Origin of the sequence: Burkholderia sp. 22PA0106 (genome assembly GCF_047497155.1) — a bacterium.
In the GTDB taxonomy this organism is placed as follows: domain Bacteria; phylum Pseudomonadota; class Gammaproteobacteria; order Burkholderiales; family Burkholderiaceae; genus Burkholderia.
This window is the reverse complement of the sequence record NZ_CP163162.1, coordinates 88,731-104,988: the sequence shown is the minus strand read 5'-3', so window position 1 is coordinate 104,988 and position 16,258 is coordinate 88,731. Positions and strand designations below refer to the sequence as shown.

Annotated in this window: 18 protein-coding genes; 6 read left to right on the top strand and 12 right to left on the bottom strand. The window is 64.1% G+C overall.

Annotated features, from left to right (window positions below; translation table 11 throughout):
- Window positions 1–23: 23 nt before the first annotated feature.
- Entirely contained in the window at window positions 24–770 is a 747-nt protein-coding gene (fnr, locus tag AB4850_RS00480; protein ID WP_414440669.1) for a fumarate/nitrate reduction transcriptional regulator Fnr, read from the top strand.
- A 105-nt stretch (window positions 771–875) separates the two neighbouring features.
- Here the strand turns inward: fnr and AB4850_RS00475 are convergent, their stop codons facing one another.
- Entirely contained in the window at window positions 876–1,766 is an 891-nt protein-coding gene (locus tag AB4850_RS00475) for a LysR family transcriptional regulator ArgP (protein WP_414440668.1), read from the bottom strand.
- Between the two features lie 101 nt (window positions 1,767–1,867).
- On the opposite strand from AB4850_RS00475, the gene AB4850_RS00470 reads away from it, so the two are divergent.
- Window positions 1,868–2,491 (top strand): LysE/ArgO family amino acid transporter, encoded by a 624-nt coding sequence (locus AB4850_RS00470; protein WP_414440667.1) that lies wholly within the window; start codon window positions 1,868–1,870, stop codon window positions 2,489–2,491.
- Window positions 2,492–2,584: 93 nt separating this feature from the next.
- Here AB4850_RS00470 and AB4850_RS00465 read toward each other — a convergent pair whose 3' ends face one another.
- Window positions 2,585–3,289 carry an SDR family oxidoreductase gene (locus AB4850_RS00465; RefSeq protein WP_414440666.1) on the bottom strand — a complete coding sequence of 235 codons (705 nt, stop codon included), beginning with the start codon at window positions 3,287–3,289 and terminating at the stop codon, window positions 2,585–2,587.
- A 198-nt stretch (window positions 3,290–3,487) separates the two neighbouring features.
- The gene (locus AB4850_RS00460) at window positions 3,488–4,717 is read right to left on the bottom strand and encodes an NADH:flavin oxidoreductase/NADH oxidase family protein (RefSeq protein ID WP_414440665.1); all 1,230 of its coding nucleotides are present in this window, start codon (window positions 4,715–4,717) and stop codon (window positions 3,488–3,490) included.
- 75 nt (window positions 4,718–4,792) lie between these two features.
- Between AB4850_RS00460 and AB4850_RS00455 the strand changes: the two genes are divergently transcribed.
- On the top strand, window positions 4,793–5,233 hold the full coding sequence (locus tag AB4850_RS00455) for a MerR family transcriptional regulator (protein ID WP_414440664.1): 441 nt from the start codon (window positions 4,793–4,795) through the stop codon (window positions 5,231–5,233).
- A gap of 326 nt (window positions 5,234–5,559) precedes the next feature.
- On the top strand, window positions 5,560–6,441 hold the full coding sequence (locus AB4850_RS00450; protein ID WP_414440663.1) for a LysR substrate-binding domain-containing protein: 882 nt from the start codon (window positions 5,560–5,562) through the stop codon (window positions 6,439–6,441).
- Between the two features lie 12 nt (window positions 6,442–6,453).
- Here AB4850_RS00450 and kdgR read toward each other — a convergent pair whose 3' ends face one another.
- The 5 genes from kdgR to AB4850_RS00425 all read right to left on the bottom strand — a co-directional run bounded on the left by kdgR (window position 6,454) and on the right by AB4850_RS00425 (window position 10,806).
- Window positions 6,454–7,314, bottom strand: a complete 861-nt coding sequence (gene kdgR / locus AB4850_RS00445; RefSeq protein ID WP_414440662.1) for a DNA-binding transcriptional regulator KdgR — start codon at window positions 7,312–7,314, stop codon at window positions 6,454–6,456.
- An 86-nt stretch (window positions 7,315–7,400) separates the two neighbouring features.
- Complete coding sequence (locus AB4850_RS00440; RefSeq protein ID WP_414440661.1) at window positions 7,401–8,438, bottom strand: alpha/beta hydrolase; 1,038 nt, start codon at window positions 8,436–8,438, stop codon at window positions 7,401–7,403.
- A gap of 69 nt (window positions 8,439–8,507) precedes the next feature.
- Complete coding sequence (locus AB4850_RS00435) at window positions 8,508–8,933, bottom strand: organic hydroperoxide resistance protein (protein ID WP_414440660.1); 426 nt, start codon at window positions 8,931–8,933, stop codon at window positions 8,508–8,510.
- A gap of 223 nt (window positions 8,934–9,156) precedes the next feature.
- A complete protein-coding gene (locus AB4850_RS00430; protein WP_414440659.1) occupies window positions 9,157–9,723 on the bottom strand; it encodes a TetR/AcrR family transcriptional regulator in 567 nt (188 codons plus the stop codon).
- A gap of 165 nt (window positions 9,724–9,888) precedes the next feature.
- Window positions 9,889–10,806 carry a LysR family transcriptional regulator gene (locus tag AB4850_RS00425; protein ID WP_414440658.1) on the bottom strand — a complete coding sequence of 306 codons (918 nt, stop codon included), beginning with the start codon at window positions 10,804–10,806 and terminating at the stop codon, window positions 9,889–9,891.
- 160 nt (window positions 10,807–10,966) lie between these two features.
- Between AB4850_RS00425 and AB4850_RS00420 the strand changes: the two genes are divergently transcribed.
- Entirely contained in the window at window positions 10,967–11,914 is a 948-nt protein-coding gene (locus tag AB4850_RS00420) for a carbon-nitrogen hydrolase family protein (RefSeq protein ID WP_414440657.1), read from the top strand.
- A 166-nt stretch (window positions 11,915–12,080) separates the two neighbouring features.
- On the opposite strand, the gene AB4850_RS00415 is transcribed toward AB4850_RS00420, so the two are convergent.
- The 4 genes from AB4850_RS00415 to AB4850_RS00400 form a co-directional block, all read right to left on the bottom strand.
- Window positions 12,081–13,088 (bottom strand): S8 family serine peptidase, encoded by a 1,008-nt coding sequence (locus AB4850_RS00415; RefSeq protein WP_414440656.1) that lies wholly within the window; start codon window positions 13,086–13,088, stop codon window positions 12,081–12,083.
- On the bottom strand, window positions 13,049–14,014 hold the full coding sequence (locus AB4850_RS00410; RefSeq protein ID WP_414440655.1) for a protease pro-enzyme activation domain-containing protein: 966 nt from the start codon (window positions 14,012–14,014) through the stop codon (window positions 13,049–13,051). Before AB4850_RS00410 ends, AB4850_RS00415 begins: the two co-directional genes overlap by 40 nt.
- A 191-nt stretch (window positions 14,015–14,205) precedes the next feature.
- The gene (locus tag AB4850_RS00405; RefSeq protein WP_414440654.1) at window positions 14,206–14,355 is read right to left on the bottom strand and encodes a hypothetical protein; all 150 of its coding nucleotides are present in this window, start codon (window positions 14,353–14,355) and stop codon (window positions 14,206–14,208) included.
- Window positions 14,356–14,603: 248 nt separating this feature from the next.
- Window positions 14,604–15,473, bottom strand: coding sequence for a LysR substrate-binding domain-containing protein (locus tag AB4850_RS00400; protein WP_414440653.1), 870 nt, complete (start codon window positions 15,471–15,473; stop codon window positions 14,604–14,606).
- A 131-nt stretch (window positions 15,474–15,604) separates the two neighbouring features.
- On the opposite strand from AB4850_RS00400, the gene AB4850_RS00395 reads away from it, so the two are divergent.
- Window positions 15,605–16,237: an FMN-dependent NADH-azoreductase gene (locus AB4850_RS00395; RefSeq protein WP_414440652.1), complete on the top strand. Its 633-nt coding sequence runs from the start codon at window positions 15,605–15,607 to the stop codon at window positions 16,235–16,237.
- The last annotated feature ends 21 nt before the right edge of the window (window positions 16,238–16,258 follow it).

The window sequence follows — 16,258 nt, the reverse complement described above, 5'->3', positions numbered from 1 at the left end:
CGATTCCTTGAGCGAGCACCACCATGCTGACCCCCATCACGCGTCAACCCGCCCGCCCCCGCGCCACCACTTCCTGGGCACCTCACCAGGCCGCCCATTGCTCGACCTGTTCGATGCGCCATCTCTGCATGCCACAGGGCCTCAGCAACGAGGCGGTCGAGCGCCTCGAATCGGTCATCGGCGCCGCGCGCCCGGTGCGTCGCGGCGAAACGCTGTTCCGTGAAGGCGATGTGTTCGACAGCCTCTATGCGGTGCGCTCCGGTGCACTGAAAACCGTCGCCACGCGCCAGGATGGCCGCGAGCAGGTGGCCGGCCTGCACCTCGCCGGCGAGGCGCTCGGCTTCGACGGCATCGCCGGCGATCAGCATCCGCGCACCGCCGTCGCGCTGGAAGACAGCACCGTCTGCGTGATCCCCTACTCGCCGTTGCGTTCGTTGTGCACCGAAGCCAGCACGCTGCAGGCGCGCGTGCTCAAGCTGATGAGCGAACAGATCGTGCGCGAAACGTCCCAATCCGTGCTGCTCGGCTCGCTGAACGCCGACGAGCGCGTGGCGGCCTTCCTGCTCGACATCTCCTCGCGCTACCGGGTGCGCGGTTATTCGTCGTCCGAATTCAACCTGCGCATGACGCGCGAGGAAATCGGCAGCTACCTCGGCATCACGCTCGAAACGGTCAGCCGCACGCTGTCGAAGTTCCAGCGCGCCGGCCTGCTGTCGATGCAAGGCCGCATCGTGCACGTGCTCGATCTCGACGGGCTGCGCGCCGTGTGAAGGCGGCAATGCATCACGGCTTCATCGGTTGTCCTCAGCAATACCGCGCGGCGCCCTTCGGGGCGCCGTGTCGTTGTATCACTACCTTCGCGCGCATCGATCGAATCAATCGAGCCAACGCGCCGCCTCGGTCTTCAAGGCCCGGCTGAATTCGTCGAGCCAGCCGATCGACAGCCGCCAGCTTTGCCAGTAAAGCTCCACGTCGATGCTGCGTCCTGCCGACAAATCGATCATCTCGCCTGCCGCCACCTGCCGCTCGATCATTCGATCGGGGCACATGCCCCAGCCCAGCCCCGTCTCACACGCGCGCAAATAACCGGCCACGTGCGGAATCCAGTGCTTCGGCGGATCGAGATCGGCGCGCGTGGCGCGGCGGATGAAGCGCGATTGCAGGCTGTCCTTCGGGCTGAACGTCACGCACGGCGCGCGGCGCAGCGCATCGCGCGTGAGGCCGTCCGAGAAATAGCGTGCATGGAATTCAGGCGAGCAAACCGCGTGATAGCGGATGCTGCCGAGCCGTGTCGAGCGGCAGCCCTGAATCGGCTCGGCCTGCGCGGTCACGGCGCCCTGCACGCTGCCGTCGCGAATCCGCTCCGCCGTGTAATCCTGATCGTCGATCACCAGATCGAGCAGCGTGCCGCTTTGCGAGCAGAACGGGCCGACCGCATCGATGAACCAGGTCGCCACGCTGTCGTCGTTCACCGCGATCCGCAAGGTCGGCCACGCGCCGCCGATACCGGGCAACTCGGGCGCCTGGCCCGACAGCTCCGCCTCCAGCAACTGCACGCGCTCGGTATGGCGGCACAGCAGCGCGCCCGAGGTGGTCGCCACGCACGGCTGCCCGCGCTTGACCAACACTGCGCCGACGCGCTCCTCCAGCAGCTTGATGCGCTGCGAGACGGCCGACGGCGACACGTTCAGGTCCTTCGCCGCGCGTTCGAACGATCCGTGCCGGATCACCGCCGCCAGCGCGTCGAGCAACGCATAGTCGAGCATCAGTTTTCCTTCATCCGCATTAGGGAAATTAGCTTTTCTTAGCCATACCGAAGCCGCAGACTAGCGCCATCCGAAGCCCAAGTCTACTGTCCCTTATCTATATGAACTGGATCGCCTTCTCCCACGGCGTGGCGCTGTGCGCCTCGCTGATCGTCACCATCGGCGCGCAGAACGCCTATGTCTTGCGCCAGGGTATTCAGCGCGCGCACGTCGGCAAGATCGTCGTGCTCTGCACGCTCTCCGACATGCTGCTGATCGCGGCCGGCGTCGGCGGCGCCTCGGCGCTGGTGGTGCGTTACCCGACCTTCATCCACGGCGTGCTCTACGCCGGGCTCGCCTATCTGGCGTGGTTCGGCCTGAGCGCGCTACGGCGCGCGCTGAAGCCCGGCCATGCCACGCTCGACACCGGCGCGGCCGGCGGCGTCGCGCCGCCGCCGCAACGCGCGTGGACGGTGATCGTCGCGACGCTCGCGCTGACCTGGCTCAATCCGCACGTCTATCTCGACACGTTCCTGCTGATCGGCACGGCCGGCGCGCGCGAAGCCGAAGGCACGCGCTCGGCCTTCGCGGTGGGCGCGATGGTGGTCAGCCTGGTGTGGTTCGTCGGCCTGGGCTACGGTGCGCGCCTGCTGGCGCCGTGGTTCAAGAAGGCGATCGCGTGGCGCCTGCTCGACGGCGCGATCGGCGGGATGGTGCTGTGCCTGGCAGCCGTGCAGTTGCGTTGATGTTCTCTTGCGGCGCGACGTACGCAGCCCCAAACGACCACGCCGGCGCGCGCACGAGGCGCCGCCGGCGTGGTCGATGCGACACGAGCTGGTTTATTGCGAGCGGACGATCCCGCCATCCACGCGAATGTTCTGCCCGGTGATGTAACCGGCGCCTTCCGACAGCAGGAACGCCACCGTCTTCGCGATTTCCTGGGTCTTGCCGAAGCGGCCGGCCGGAATTCGCGCGACGATTTCCGGCGTTTCCGGCCAACTGTCGATGAAGCCCGGCAGCACCGAGTTGATGCGGATGTTCTCGCTGGCGTAGCGGTCCGCGTAGAGCTTGGTGAACGAACTGAGCGCGGCGCGCAGCGCCGACGACACCGGCATCGACTGCTCGGGCGCATCGGCCGCGAAACTCGAGATGTTGACCACCGCGCCGCCGCCCTGCTTCTGGAACACCGGCGTCACGCGGCGCAGCACGCGCGCCACGTTCAGCACGATCAGATCGAGGCCGAGATGCCACTGCGCATCCTCGACGGCCAGCAGGTCGCCCTTGGGCGGATGGCCGGTGTTGTTGACCACGGCGTCGATGCGGCCGTACTTCTCGAGCGTGCCGGCAACCAGCCGCTCGATGTCGGCGTCCTCGGTCACCGAGCCGGCCAGCCCGAAGCCGCCCAGTTCCTCGGCCAGACGCACGGCGCTGCCCGACGGCGACATCAACGCCACGCGATAGCCTTGCGCGGCCAGTTCGCGGGCGATTTCGGCCCCCATGCCCTTGCCGGCGGCCGTGACGAGCGCAACTTTCTGTGCAGACATGATTTCTCCCGAGATTCCGAATGAATGGGAGGCGGCCGGTACGCCCGCCTCGTGCATTCGGCACTGTAGGACGGCACGGCACGCGTGTCGAATCATCAAATCTGCATTGATTCAGTAGATTTTCTACTGCCTTGCCGATTTTCGATCCTGCCAATTCGCGCTGAATCAGCCATCTCGTCGACAATTTTTCTACAGCCTTCAACCGCCCTTGGCCGACCAGCGGCGATACCGGCGCGTCAGGCAGGCATCCGCAAGCTGCTGGCGGATCAGCGCGCCGACCGGCCAGACCTGCGGATCGGTGCGCCGCCCGCGACTCAAGCGCACCAGTTGGTGCTTGACCATCGCCATATTGGCCATCGCGCCGAGCACCTTGTTCTTCAGCGTGACCGGGCGCAGCACCGGCGCGACGTCCTCGCCGGCCCGCCAGCGGCGCGGCAGGGCCGGATCGATCGACAGCGCGGTGGCGATGCCGGCCATCGCCACGCCGCTGGCCACCACCTGCTCGGCCACCGCGCGCCGCCGAATCCCGCCCGTCACCATCAGCGGCACGCGCGACACCGCCGCGATGTCGCGCGCGAATTCGAGGAAATAGGCTTCGCGCGCCAGCGTGCGCCCGTCGCGCGCCTGGCCCTGCATGGCCGGCGCCTCGTAGCTGCCGCCCGACAGCTCGATCAGATCGACCGCGTGCGCGCCGAGCATCTCGACCACCTGCCTGGCGTCGTCGGCATCGAAACCGCCGCGCTGGAAATCGGCCGAATTGAGCTTGACTGCCACCGCGAAGCCGGAGCTCACGCGCTCGCGCACGGCGCGCACCACCTCGATCAGCAGCCGCGCACGGTTCTCGATCGAGCCGCCCCAGCGGTCGGTGCGCCGGTTCGCCAGCGGCGACAGGAACTGGCTCAACAGGTAGCCGTGCGCCGCGTGGATCTGCACGCCCGTGAAACCGGCCGCCTCGGCCAGTTGCGCGGCGCGCGCGAAGCGTTGCACGACATCGGCGATGCGCGCCTCGCTCATCGCCTCCGGCACCGGAAAGCGGTTCGAGAACGCACCCATGTCCAGCGGCACGGCGGACGGCGCGACGGTCGGCTGGCCGAGCGCCGCCGGCATCTGCCGCCCCGGGTGGTTGATCTGCATCCAGACCTGCGCGCCGCCCGCCCGCGCGGCGTCGGACCAGCGCGTGAAGCGCGCCAGATGCACGTCGTTTTCGAGCACCACGCCGCCCGGCCCCGTCATCGCGCGGCGGTCCACCATCACGTTGCCGGTCAGGATCAGCCCCGCGCCGCCGTCCGCCCAGGCACGGTACAAGCGCACCAGCGCGGCCGAGGGCGCGTGATCGGCGTCGGCGAGGTTTTCCTCCATCGCCGCCTTGGCGAGGCGGTTCGGCACGACCGCGCCATTCGGTAAGGTTAACGAATCGAACAGTGACATGAGCGGCTCCCCGCATTGAATGAAGCCGACGATAAGATTAAAGTTCGCTTCAATGTCAAGCACGGGGGCATCACGATGAAAATCGGCGAACTGGCCAAACGCACCGGCCTGGCCGCGTCGCGCATCCGCTTCTACGAAGCCCGCGGGCTGCTGCGCGCAGCCATGCGCCAGGCCAACGGCTACCGCGAATACACGGCCGAGGCGCAACTGGTGCTGGCCGTGATCGTGCGCGCCCAGCAGGCCGGCTTCTCGCTCGACGAAATCCGCAGCATGCTGCCCGACGACCTGTCGAACTGGCAGCACGGCGACCTGGTGCCGAAGCTGCGCGCCAAGATCGCCGACATCGAGGCCATGGAGCAGCAGCTCGCGCTCAGCAAGGCGCGGTTGCTCGCGCTGATCGGCCAGGTGGAAAACAAGCCCGATACGATCGATTGCCGCGACAACGCGCGGCGCCTGCTCGGCGAACTGGCCGGCGCGCCATTGGCAGGGCTGGATCGCAAAACCGGCACGGCCTGAGCGGGTTCGGACCTTACAAACCGCGCCGAGGCCAATTGCGGAACGAGACGATCGCGAAGCTCACGGCGATCGAGCCGCTTGCCGCCGGCTGCGACGCCTCGCTCTCGACCGTCGCGAATCGCCCTCGCGCACGCTTGCCGGCAGGTGATGCAGGCTGCACCGGCAGCGCATCCGGCAATGCTTCGTCGGCGGGACAATAGGGGTTCGGGCGTCGGGCACGCATCGCGGTTCCTTTCCGGCATGCCGGCATCGAGAGAGATGTCATTGAACGCGTTCGCCATCGATACGTAAAATGAATGTTTCGATCGATCCGATAACCCTGCGGAATGGAACTGAAACTACTGCGTGCCTTTCTGACCGTCGCCGAACTGCGCCATTTCGGGCGCGCCGCCGACGCGCTGCACCTGAGCCAGCCGGCACTGAGCAAACAGATCGGCGCGCTCGAAACGAGCGTGGGCGGCCGGCTGTTCGAGCGCGGCCGCCACGGCGCGGAGCTGACGACGTTCGGCGAAACCTTCGTGACCGACGCGCAATCGCTGGTGCGCGATGCCGACGAGATCCTCGCGCGCGCCCGCGAAACCAGCGGCGGCAAGCGCGGGCATCTGCGCATCGGCATCTGTTTGTCGGTGCTGACGCTGGTGCCGCCGCTGATCGCCGAATTCCGGCGCCAGCATCCGCTGGTATCGATCACGCTCAGCGATCTGTCGTCGGCGGAGCAGACGCGGCGCATGCTGGCCGGCAAGCTGGAGGCGGGGTTCCTGCGGCTGCCGTCGGCGCCGGGCCTGGCTTCGTTCGGTGTCCTGGACGAACGGCTCGCGCTGGCGCTGCCACCGCAATGGCAGCAAGTGAAGGTGCCCGCGCAACTCGACGCACTCAACGATCTCGGTTTCGTGATGCTGCAGCGCTCGCGCGGCGCGGGCCTCGCGGCGCAGGTAGACCGCTGGTGCCGCGCGCGCGGCTTCGTGCCGAACGTAAGCCAGCAGGCGGAGGATGTGCAATCGGTGTTGGCGTCGGTGGCCGCGGGAGCCGGCGTGGCGTTCATCCCGTCGGGCGCACGGCATTTGCTGCGTGACGCCACCGTGCAGGAGCTGCGGGATCGCGATGCGAAATGGCGCGTGGGCCTCGGCTGGCCCGAGGCGCGTCACGATGCCGTGACGGCGCGCTTCGTGTCGTTCATGCGCGGTGCGCTGCGTAAAACAGCGGCCTGACGACGCGCGCGTTCAGCGCGGTGCGCCCGGTTTCGGCCCCGGCCACTCGCCGCGATAGCCGATCCGCGCCGAGATCGCCTGCCCCGCCTCGCGCAGCAGCGCGACGTAATGCGTGGTGGTGTTCGCGCCGCAGCGGATCGTCGGAAACGAAATCGACAAGCCCGCCACCGCATTGCCGAAGCGGTTGAAGATCGGCGCCGCGAGGCAGCGCAGCCCCTCTTCCTGTTCTTCGTCATCCTCGCCATAGCCTTGCCGGCGCACCTGCGGCAGCACCGCCAGCAAGGCCTCGGCCGAGGCCAGCGTGCGCGGCGTGGACAGCTTGAACTCCACGCGCGCGAGCGTTTCGCGTTGCTCGTCCTCGGGCATCCAGGCCAGCAGCACCTTGCCGATCGCCGTGCTGTGCAATGGATTGCGGCGGCCCACGCGCGACTGCATGCGCAGGCCGTAATCGGCGTCGATCTTGTGGATGTAGATGATGGCGTCCTCGTCGAGCGCGCCCAGATGGATCGCCTCGCGCGTGGTGGCCGCGATGCGCCGCATCTCCAGATCGGCCTCGCGCACCAGATCCACGCTCTCCAGCGCCTTCGCGCCGAGTTCGAACAGGCGGATGCCGAGGCGGTAACGTTCGGTGCCGGCCTCGCGCACCACGTAACCGAGCGTGTCGAGCGTGTGCAGCAGCCGCTGCACGGCCGTGCGCGACATGCCCAGTTGCAGCGACAGCTCGGCCGCGTCGCACGCGCCGCGCGCGCCGACGGCCGACAGGATCGTGAAGACCTTGCCGACCGCCGCGACCGATTCCGTGCGCTCGCCGCCGGCCTCTGCAGGCGCGGCGGCGTCGGGGCCGGCGCCGCGCGATTCAGGCGTTGATTTCATGGCGGGCATCCGTGAGATTCGAAACCGCCAAGGATAGCCTGTCGCGCGGCCCCTGCGTCAAGGTGCAGGGGGCAATGCGATACCGCTCAGTTCAGGCGCGCCTTCAACTGGTCCGCCATCGCCTTCATCGCCGAGCGGGTCGCCGGGTCTTCGGCCAGGGCGTTCAGCAATCCGAAATCATGGATCGTGCCGTTGTAGCGGGTGGTGGTCGCTTCCACGCCGGCCGCGTCGAGCTTGCGGCCGTAGGCTTCGCCTTCGTCGCGCAGCACGTCGAATTGCGCGACTTCGATCAGTGCCGGCGGCAAGCCCTTGAGCTCATCCGTCGAGGCGCGCAGCGGCGAGGCGTAGATCTCGTTGCGCTGGGCTTCCTGCTTCGTATAGGCATCCCAGAACCATTTCATCATCGGCCGCGTCAGGAAGTGATCCTTCTGATACGCGAGATACGAGCCGTCGTTGAAGTTGTGATCCGTCACCGGCCAGAGCAGGCCCTGGAAGCGGATCGCCGGGCCGCTCTTGTCCTTTGCCATCAACGCCACCACCGCCGCCATGTTGCCGCCCACGCTATTGCCCACCACCGCCAGGCGGCTGCCGTCCACGCCGATTTCGTCGCCGTGCGCGGCCACCCACTTCGTTGCTGCGTACGCCTGATTGATCGCCACCGGATAGCGCGCTTCCGGCGACGGCGTGTAGTTGACGAACACCGCCACCGCACCCGATTGCACCACGAGATCGCGCACCAGGCGTTCATGCGTCGGGAAGTCGCCGAGAATCCAGCCGCCGCCGTGGAAGAACATGAACACCGGCAGCGTGCCCTTCACGCCTTCCGGACGCACGATCGTAACCGGTACGCTGAGGCCGTCCTGCTCGATCGTGCGGTTCGTCACCTCGATGCCCGACAGATCCACCTTCACGCTGTTCTGCGCACCCACCAGCACCTGCCGCGCCTTTTCGGGCGACAGCGTTTCGAGGCCCGGCCCTTTCGAGCCGTTCAGTGCCGCGAGGAAGCGGCTCGTGACCGCATCCGGTTGATTGGCCGGCACGGCCGGGTTGGCCGGGCCGGCTGCGAAGGCGGAGGTGGCGGCGGCGATCGCGGTGGCGATCAGGGCGAACTTGACGATCTTCATGATGGATTTCTCAGCAATATGGGTGACGATGGCGATGGCGTAATGGTGAACAGCGTGTGCGGACGGCGCTCAGACCAGCGTGAGCGTGACGTCGATGTTGCCGCGCGTGGCGTTCGAGTACGGGCAGACGATGTGCGCCTTCTCGATCAGCGCCTGGGCGGCTTCGCGCTCCATGCCCGGCAACGCGATCTTCAGTTCCACCTCGATGCCGAAGCCATTCGGGATCGCGCCGATACCCACGCTGCCGTCGATCGCCACGTCGGCCGGGATCTTGATCTTGTCGCGCGCCGCGACGAACTTCATCGCGCCGAGGAAACATGCGCTGTAGCCGGCGGCGAACAGTTGTTCCGGGTTCGCGCCTTCGCCGCCCGCGCCGCCGAGCTCGCGCGGCGTGACCAGCTTGAAATCGAGCTTGCCTTCGGGCACCACGGCACGGCCGTCGCGGCCGCCGGTTGCGTGAGCGTGGGCACGGTAGAGAACGTTTTCGATCGACATGATGGGCTCCTGATTCCTGATGAGTAAGTGAACGGTTTTAAACCTATCTACTACAAGGTAGGCAATGCGACTCAAAAAATGCAGACCGGGTGGCCTGCGCTGGGTGTTGCGAACGACGTGTCCTGCTGGTGTTGCCTGTCAATTTTATCTACTCATAGATAGATAACCGGCTTCAATAAAAAGGCGGTGGACCGCCTTGTGTCTTCTTGTGTGACCTCCGCCGTCAGGCGCGTGCTTTCCACGCCTTTTCGACTTCATCCAGCCGTGCCTTCTGCTGGAACAACCGGCTTGCCAGCACCGCGCCCTGATAGGCCGCGTACAGCGTGCGGGCCGCGTGCTCCGGCTTGCCGCTGAATGCCAGCGTGCCTTCCTTCGCCCCTTGCGCCAGCAGTGCCGCCAACCAGCGCTCGTTCGCGCTGAAGAAGGCCTGCACGGCGTGCCGCACCGTTTCCGGCAAGGATTCGATGTCGGCTGCCAGCATGCCGCACAGGCAGATGAGGTTGCCATCGCCGAGCGTCTTGCCGAACAGCCTGGTGTAGCGGCTCAGCTTTGCGTCCGCGGCCAGCGAAGCATCGATCGTATCGATGCCGGCCATCACGCGCTCGCTGTACTGCTGCACCGCTTCGAGCACCAGGTCGTCCTTCGCGGGGAAGTAGTAGTGGATGCTCGAGGTCTTCACACCCACCCGCTCGGACAGATCGCGGTAGCTGAAACCGTTGAAGCCGCGCAGCATGATCAGCTCGATCGCGTGCTCCAGCAGTTGGTCTCGGACGGGTGTTTTCGTTTCCATGGGTCGTAATTTATCTACTAGAAGGTAGATAGTCAAGGGGATGTTGGAAATTTTTTTGGGGGGCGTCGCAGCCATGGGGGACAGAGTATGTGCGACTGGCGACACAGTTCTGCACCTGGATACTGCGAAAACGAGTTTCACCGTCTCACCCGTCGCTTGCTGAACTTACGAACCAGACAGCCTTTCCGTCAACCAATCGATCATGACCCGCACCTTCAGCGGCAGGAAGCGGTTACGCGGATACAGCAGCCAGACCGGACCGCTGTAGACGCGCGGTTCGAACGACCAGTCGGACAGCACTTGCCGCAACGAGCCCTCACGCAGGAAATCCTTGACGGCATAATCCGGCAGGCTGGCTATGCCCCAGCCCGACAAGGTGGCGTCGGTTCGCGCGCTCACGTCGTTGACGATGTAGCGCCCGTGAACTTCCACGGTATGCATTTGCGTGCCGCGCCGAAAAATCCATTTGCCGTCGTTGGCGTGATCGCCAAGCTGCAAGCAATCGTGCTGACGCAGCGCCTCGGGTTCTTCCGGTATCCCTCGCTCACGCAAGTAAGCAGGCGATGCGCAGAGCAACCAACGTACGGTGCCGAGCTGGCGCGCGATTAAACCCGGCGGCGGCGTGGGTGTGGGCCGAAGCACGAGATCGATCGGATCGCGCACCGGATCGACCTCGCGATCCTCGAAAAACAGCTGGACCTGAACCCGGGGGTGTGCCCGCAGAAACCCATCGATCAACGGATGCACCACGCTCTTGGCGTAGGCAATCGGCGCGCTGACACTGACCCGGCCGTGTGCCTCGGCGCTGAGATGCCCGGCGGTATCGACCGCATCGGCGGCCGAGTGAACCATGTTGTGGCAGTAGTGATAAACCTGCGTGCCGGATTCGGTCAGGCGGAGGCTGCGCGTCGAGCGTTCGAGCAGCTTGACGCCGAGCGCCCGCTCGAGCCGCTGCATTTGGCGGCTTACCGTCGAGGGCGTGGTACCCAGCAGCCGCGCGGCCGATGAGAAATTGCCGGCCTCGACCACGGAAGCGAAGGTGGCCAGATCGGGCAACAGAGAATGCAGCTCACTTGGGGTCATCGGTAGGCGGCCGTGTCATGGGTGCTCGTTTGTGCATTTCAAACATAAATCCTGTTCCGGCTCGGGGGATTATCGCGACACAAATCGATGATGACAATGCAAGTCAGTCAAAACGTGCATAAGTCAAAGGAGGGAAATTGCGATGTCGGATAGAGATAGCTTGACCGTCGGCTTGGCGCAGATCGCGCCGATCTGGCTCCAGCGCGAAGCCACCCTGGCCAAGGTAGAGGATTGGATCGGCCGCGCAGCACAGGCGGGCTGCGGCTTCGTGGCCTTCGGTGAAGCCTTGGCGCCCGGCTATCCTTTTTGGATCGAACATACGGATGGCGCGCGCTTCGAGTCGCCGCTTCAGAAGGAAATTCATGCGCATTATCTGGACCAAGCCGTTCAAGTGGAGGCAGGACATTTAGCCGGTGTCTGCGCCGCCGCCGCGCGGCATAAGATTGCCGTCATGCTCGGCGTGATCGAACGCCCCTTGGATCGGGGCGGCCACAGCGTTTATTGCTCGCGCGTGCATATCGGCGCCGATGGCCGGATCGCCTCGGTGCATCGAAAATTGTTGCCGACTTACGAAGAACGCCTAAGCTGGGCGCCGGGTGACGGCCACGGGCTGCAAACCCACCCGGTCGGGCCGTTCATGGTGGGCGGCCTGAATTGCTTCGAGAATTGGATGCCGCTCTCGCGTGCGGCGCTCTACGCGCAAGGCGAGGATCTGCACGTTGCCCTCTGGCCGGGCAATGTGCGCAATACGGAGAGCACGACACGCTTTCTGGCGCGAGAAGGACGCAGCTACGTGCTTGCCGTAAGCGGTCTGCTCAGGCGCGAGGATGTGCCGTTGGACAGCCCCGTGGCGGCCATGCTGAACAACGAGCATTGCCCCGAAATGCCGGCCAATGGCGGGTCGTGCATCGCGGGACCGGACGGCGCCTGGGTGGTGGAACCGGTCCAGGGACGAGAGGAGCTGATCGTCGCCACGCTGGATCATCGCGCGGTACGGCGTGAAAGGCAGAACTTCGATCTGGCTGGGCATTATGCACGCCCCGATGTCACGCGGCTGATCGTGGACCGCCGGCGCCAGAGCTTAGCGACCTTCGAGGATATGACCTGAGTCGAATCGTGCAGCCAAACGGCAAGTGAGTTCTCTTCTCCTATCGACCAAGGAGAACTCGACGAAGAAGCGGCACATCGACAAATCATCGATCAGCGGCGTTCAGCATTCCCTGCGCGGCTCACCCCGAGGCCACCTCAATGCGTACCCTCGGGGAATTACCGGCTTACTTGAATAAGGCTGGATTGGCGTTGATATAGTTCGCCAAATTGCCCACATTGATGCTGCCCAAGCCGGAGACGGAATTAAAGCCCGTCGTCAAGGGGTAGCCGTAGTTAACGCCGTTCCAAGTCACACCGTTACCAGTGCCGTTTGCTCCCGCAAGCTTTACCTCGTTAAGCAGCGCGAACCTGTCGAGCCCTGAGAACGCCGTATAAAGCCCACGCGCGGGGAAACCGAGCCGATTTTTGTTCTGAGTCTGCAAGCGTGCGAGAAACCCTGCGAGGATCGGTGCAGACAGGCTGGTGCCGCCGTATTGTATCCGCTTGCCTTGCTCGATTACGAACACACCCGACTGCGGATCACCATCGAGCGAGACATCGGGTACCGTTCGCATACGAGAACCGCCATTAACATGCTGTTGCCACGCGGGCGCGTTCTCGAAGTGGCTGATACCACCACCGCTTGCCCATACCGTATCCCAAATCTGGCTGCTTTCATTCCTCTGCAATCGGGGCGCCGTATTGCGGCCCAAGTACGTGTAGTTGTACCACCAGTTCATCGGCACTTCTTCCACATACTGGCTGTTAAAACGTGTATAGAGCGTAGTGGCCCCCACCGAAATCACATAAGGCGAGCTTGCCGGGTACTGGACGCTGTAGTTGGCGAGTTGGGCCGCTTCGACGTTGGTGTCGAGTATCGGCTGCTCGCCTTGATCTTGATGGAACAGTTTGTTGGCATTTGCACGCGAATAGACGCCATTGTCACCGGAAGAAATGACGAAAGTTTGGCCCTGTGCAATGCCTTCCTGGAAGATTTCGTCCATCAGCTGCTTCGCGGCCACGCCAAAAGTAAGTTCGTTGCCGCCGATCGACATGCTGATGATCTTGGCAGTGTTGTCCGAGACCGCACGGTTGAGAGCGACCGAGAGATCTTGCGGGGTCAATGAAGGGGCGTCATAGAGCAACAGGTTACTCACACCGCCAGAGACGCCGACAATGGTTTGGCTGTCCATGGCGTATTCATCGAGATCGTTGTTGCCGTTATAGTCCGACCGAAACGAGTCGGTCTGGATGATCTTCGTGTTGACGGGGGAAGATCGCTCAAGTTCGTGTAGGCACTCAAGTCGCTGACGACCTGTTGGATGTTGTCGCCAGCGCAAATCACGCCAACTGTCGTATCCGCACCGCTTGGCAGGTTGCCGGCGTGATAGATACCGACGAAGTCGCTCGGCCAATGGCCGGTCACGGAAGGAATAGCCCCCGCTGTCTCGGCCGACCGGCGCAGTTCCGCTGGTGACGGCACCGAATCATTGATGGGGTTGGGCGATCGCCGACCGTTTGTGTGCAGCAACGTGACATTGTCCAGCCCGATCACGCCGTCGACGATGGACGAGATCGAGGGCGGAAGCAGTGCTGCCGACGTATTCGCATAGACGGAGCGCCCATCATCCATGGCGAACACATGCATTCCAGTCTGAAAGGCGCTTTGAATGCTGGAGGAATTTCCTCGGGCGGAAACAAACAGCCTGTTTGGCGCGACTTCGATGCGCGTAAATCCGTGACGATTCAGATAATCCACAACGCGCCGCACTTGATCGTCGCTTGGTGCATAAATGGAGCGAAATTCTTCGACACTGAGATGGCGAGGCTTGCCATATCCAGAATCAGAAGTTAACGCATTTATCAGCTCATCAAATTGAGCCTTGTTGCGCAGCTTGAGCGGGAAAATAATTGGAAACGTATCGGCAGATTTCGGCTCTGCGCCGTGGGCGAAGGCGAGTGCTTCGCGCATCGACAGGTTATGCTCCGCCGGGAAGCGCAGGGTTTGAGATGTCGAATTATAAACTTCAGCAACCGATTGGTCCGCGTGTGCAAACACCGGAAGCATAACGAGAGCCGCCATCTGCAGGACGCGCAGGGGGAATTTTTTAACTTTCAATTAACTTCCTACAATCAATAAAATTGTCTGGATTGGTGAATCAGTTGGACGATCGGCCGTATTTTGGGCGAGAAGAATGAGCAAAGAATGAGCCGCCAGACGACCAACATCGATTCAATCGATGATCGCCCGAGGGGCTCGTCAGGATTTCCTGTCGATTGCCGGTGCCCGGACCACCCGGCCGCCTCGATTCAGGGGATGCGGGGGCCGATCGGCAACAACGCGCCCAGGGCCTGCGCGGTCAGTTCCGCCTCGCGGCGCACCCAATCCAGGAATGCTCGGATGCTTTCACGTCCGGCCGCGCGTTCGGCCACGACCGCGTGATAGGCGGCGCCCGGCATGGGACAACTGGGCCTGATGGTCGGGATGCGCCATTCGTTCTGATGAGGTGCGACTGGCCACCTGGTTTTGCGGCTCGATGACACGGTTGGAACCCCCGCGGTCGGAGTGGCCTCGTTGCCGGAATGTATCCGGCAGTCCTGATTACCGCGGCGTGGTGTGCGGAAGCGAGAGACCTCTCTGCCGATACCGGCGCATCGGCCTGCCAGTTCGCAATCCTTGCGCCGGATATCGGCTGATCCGGGAGCGTTCAGCGTTTGACGCTGCCCGTGCGACGTGCGATTTCGTCGAAAATCGTCTCGGCGAATTCCACCGCAGCCGGAATCTCGGCGTCGTACATCATGACGAATTCGATATCCGGCAGCACCGGCAAGCCGTCTGCCGGGCCGAGTTCGCGCAGCTCGCCGTCGATCGCGCTGCGCGGCACCGGTGCCACGGCAATGCCGGCTCGCGCGAACGCCCTGATACCCGTGACACTCGGGCTTTCGCACGCAATTCGATAAGGGGTGTCGGCCAACGCGAGCGCCTTGACGGCCGCCTCTCGAAACGGGCACGGGTCCGGAAAACACGCCAACGCCAGCTCGCCTTCGGGGAGCGGCTCATGACGCGCAAACGCCCAGGCGAGCGGTTCTCGCCACAAGGTCGCGCCCTTGTTCGAGGCGGAACACCGGCTGCCGATCACGAGATCGAAATCGCCCTTGGCGTGTCGTCGAAACAAGCTGTCGCCGATGTCGACCGTCAGTTCCAGTTGCAACCCACGGCGCGCGGCGCGAAAGCGGCGCATCGCGTCAGGCAGCCAATCCCCGGCGATGTCCTCCGAAGCGGCGATCCGAAGCTTGCCGCTGTAGATATTGCCCGTTCCCAATCGCGCTCTGGCTTCCTCGCTGAGATTGAGCATGGCGCGCGCGTATCCGAGCAGCGTCTGGCCATGCTCGGTGAGCGCGACGCTGCGCGTGTTGCGGACGAAAAGCGTGCGCGCGATTTGCTGTTCCAGCCGAACCACCTGGGCACTGACCGCCGACTGACTCAGATGCAGCCGACGACCGGCCCCGGTAAAACTCCGAGCCTCCGCAACGGCGACGAACGTGTGGAGGAGCGCGGTATCGAGCGGATGGCTCATTGATCACCAAATCAGGTTAATTCGACAAATTAATAGCGTTTCCGAATTATATCGTCGCCCGGTACGCTGCGAATCACGGTGAGCGACCGCGCATTCCGCCCGTCGCCACCACCCTGACAAGGACCGGTTGCATGACTCGCGTGCTCTATATCGAAGGTTCACCCAACAAGGCCCATTCGGCGTCGATCGAAGTGTGCAATGCCTTTCTGGATGCGTACCGGCTGGCGCATCCCGATCATGTAATAGAGAAGCTCGACATCTGGAATCTGAGGATTCCTGAGTTCGACGCCGACGCCCTGGCCGCGAAATACGCCGGGCTGAAGGGGGTGGCCCTGACGCCGGCACAAGCCGAGGCATGGCAAGGCATCAAGGAACTCGCCGCCCCCTTTCTCGCGGCGGACAAGCTGCTGTTCGGGGTGCCCCTGTGGAACTTCAGCATTCCCTACAAGCTGAAACATCTGATCGATGCCATCTCGCAGAAGGACGTGCTGTTCTCGTTCGACAGCTCGGGTTTTACCGGCATGTTGCGCGGGAAAAAGGCGGCGGTCGTCTACGCGCGCGGGCTCAACTTTACGTCTCCCGGTTCATTCACGCCGGCCAGCGAGTTCGACCTCCAGCGGCCCTACATGGAAACCTGGCTCAAGTTCGTGGGGGTGGAGGACGTCGTCGGGATTGTCGTCGAGCGCACGTTGCTCGGCGCGGAAGGGAAGGCCGATCGAATCGGTGCGATTGAAGAGGCGCGTGCGATCGCGCTCGAGTTCTAGTCGCACAGAGCTTCGGTGCGG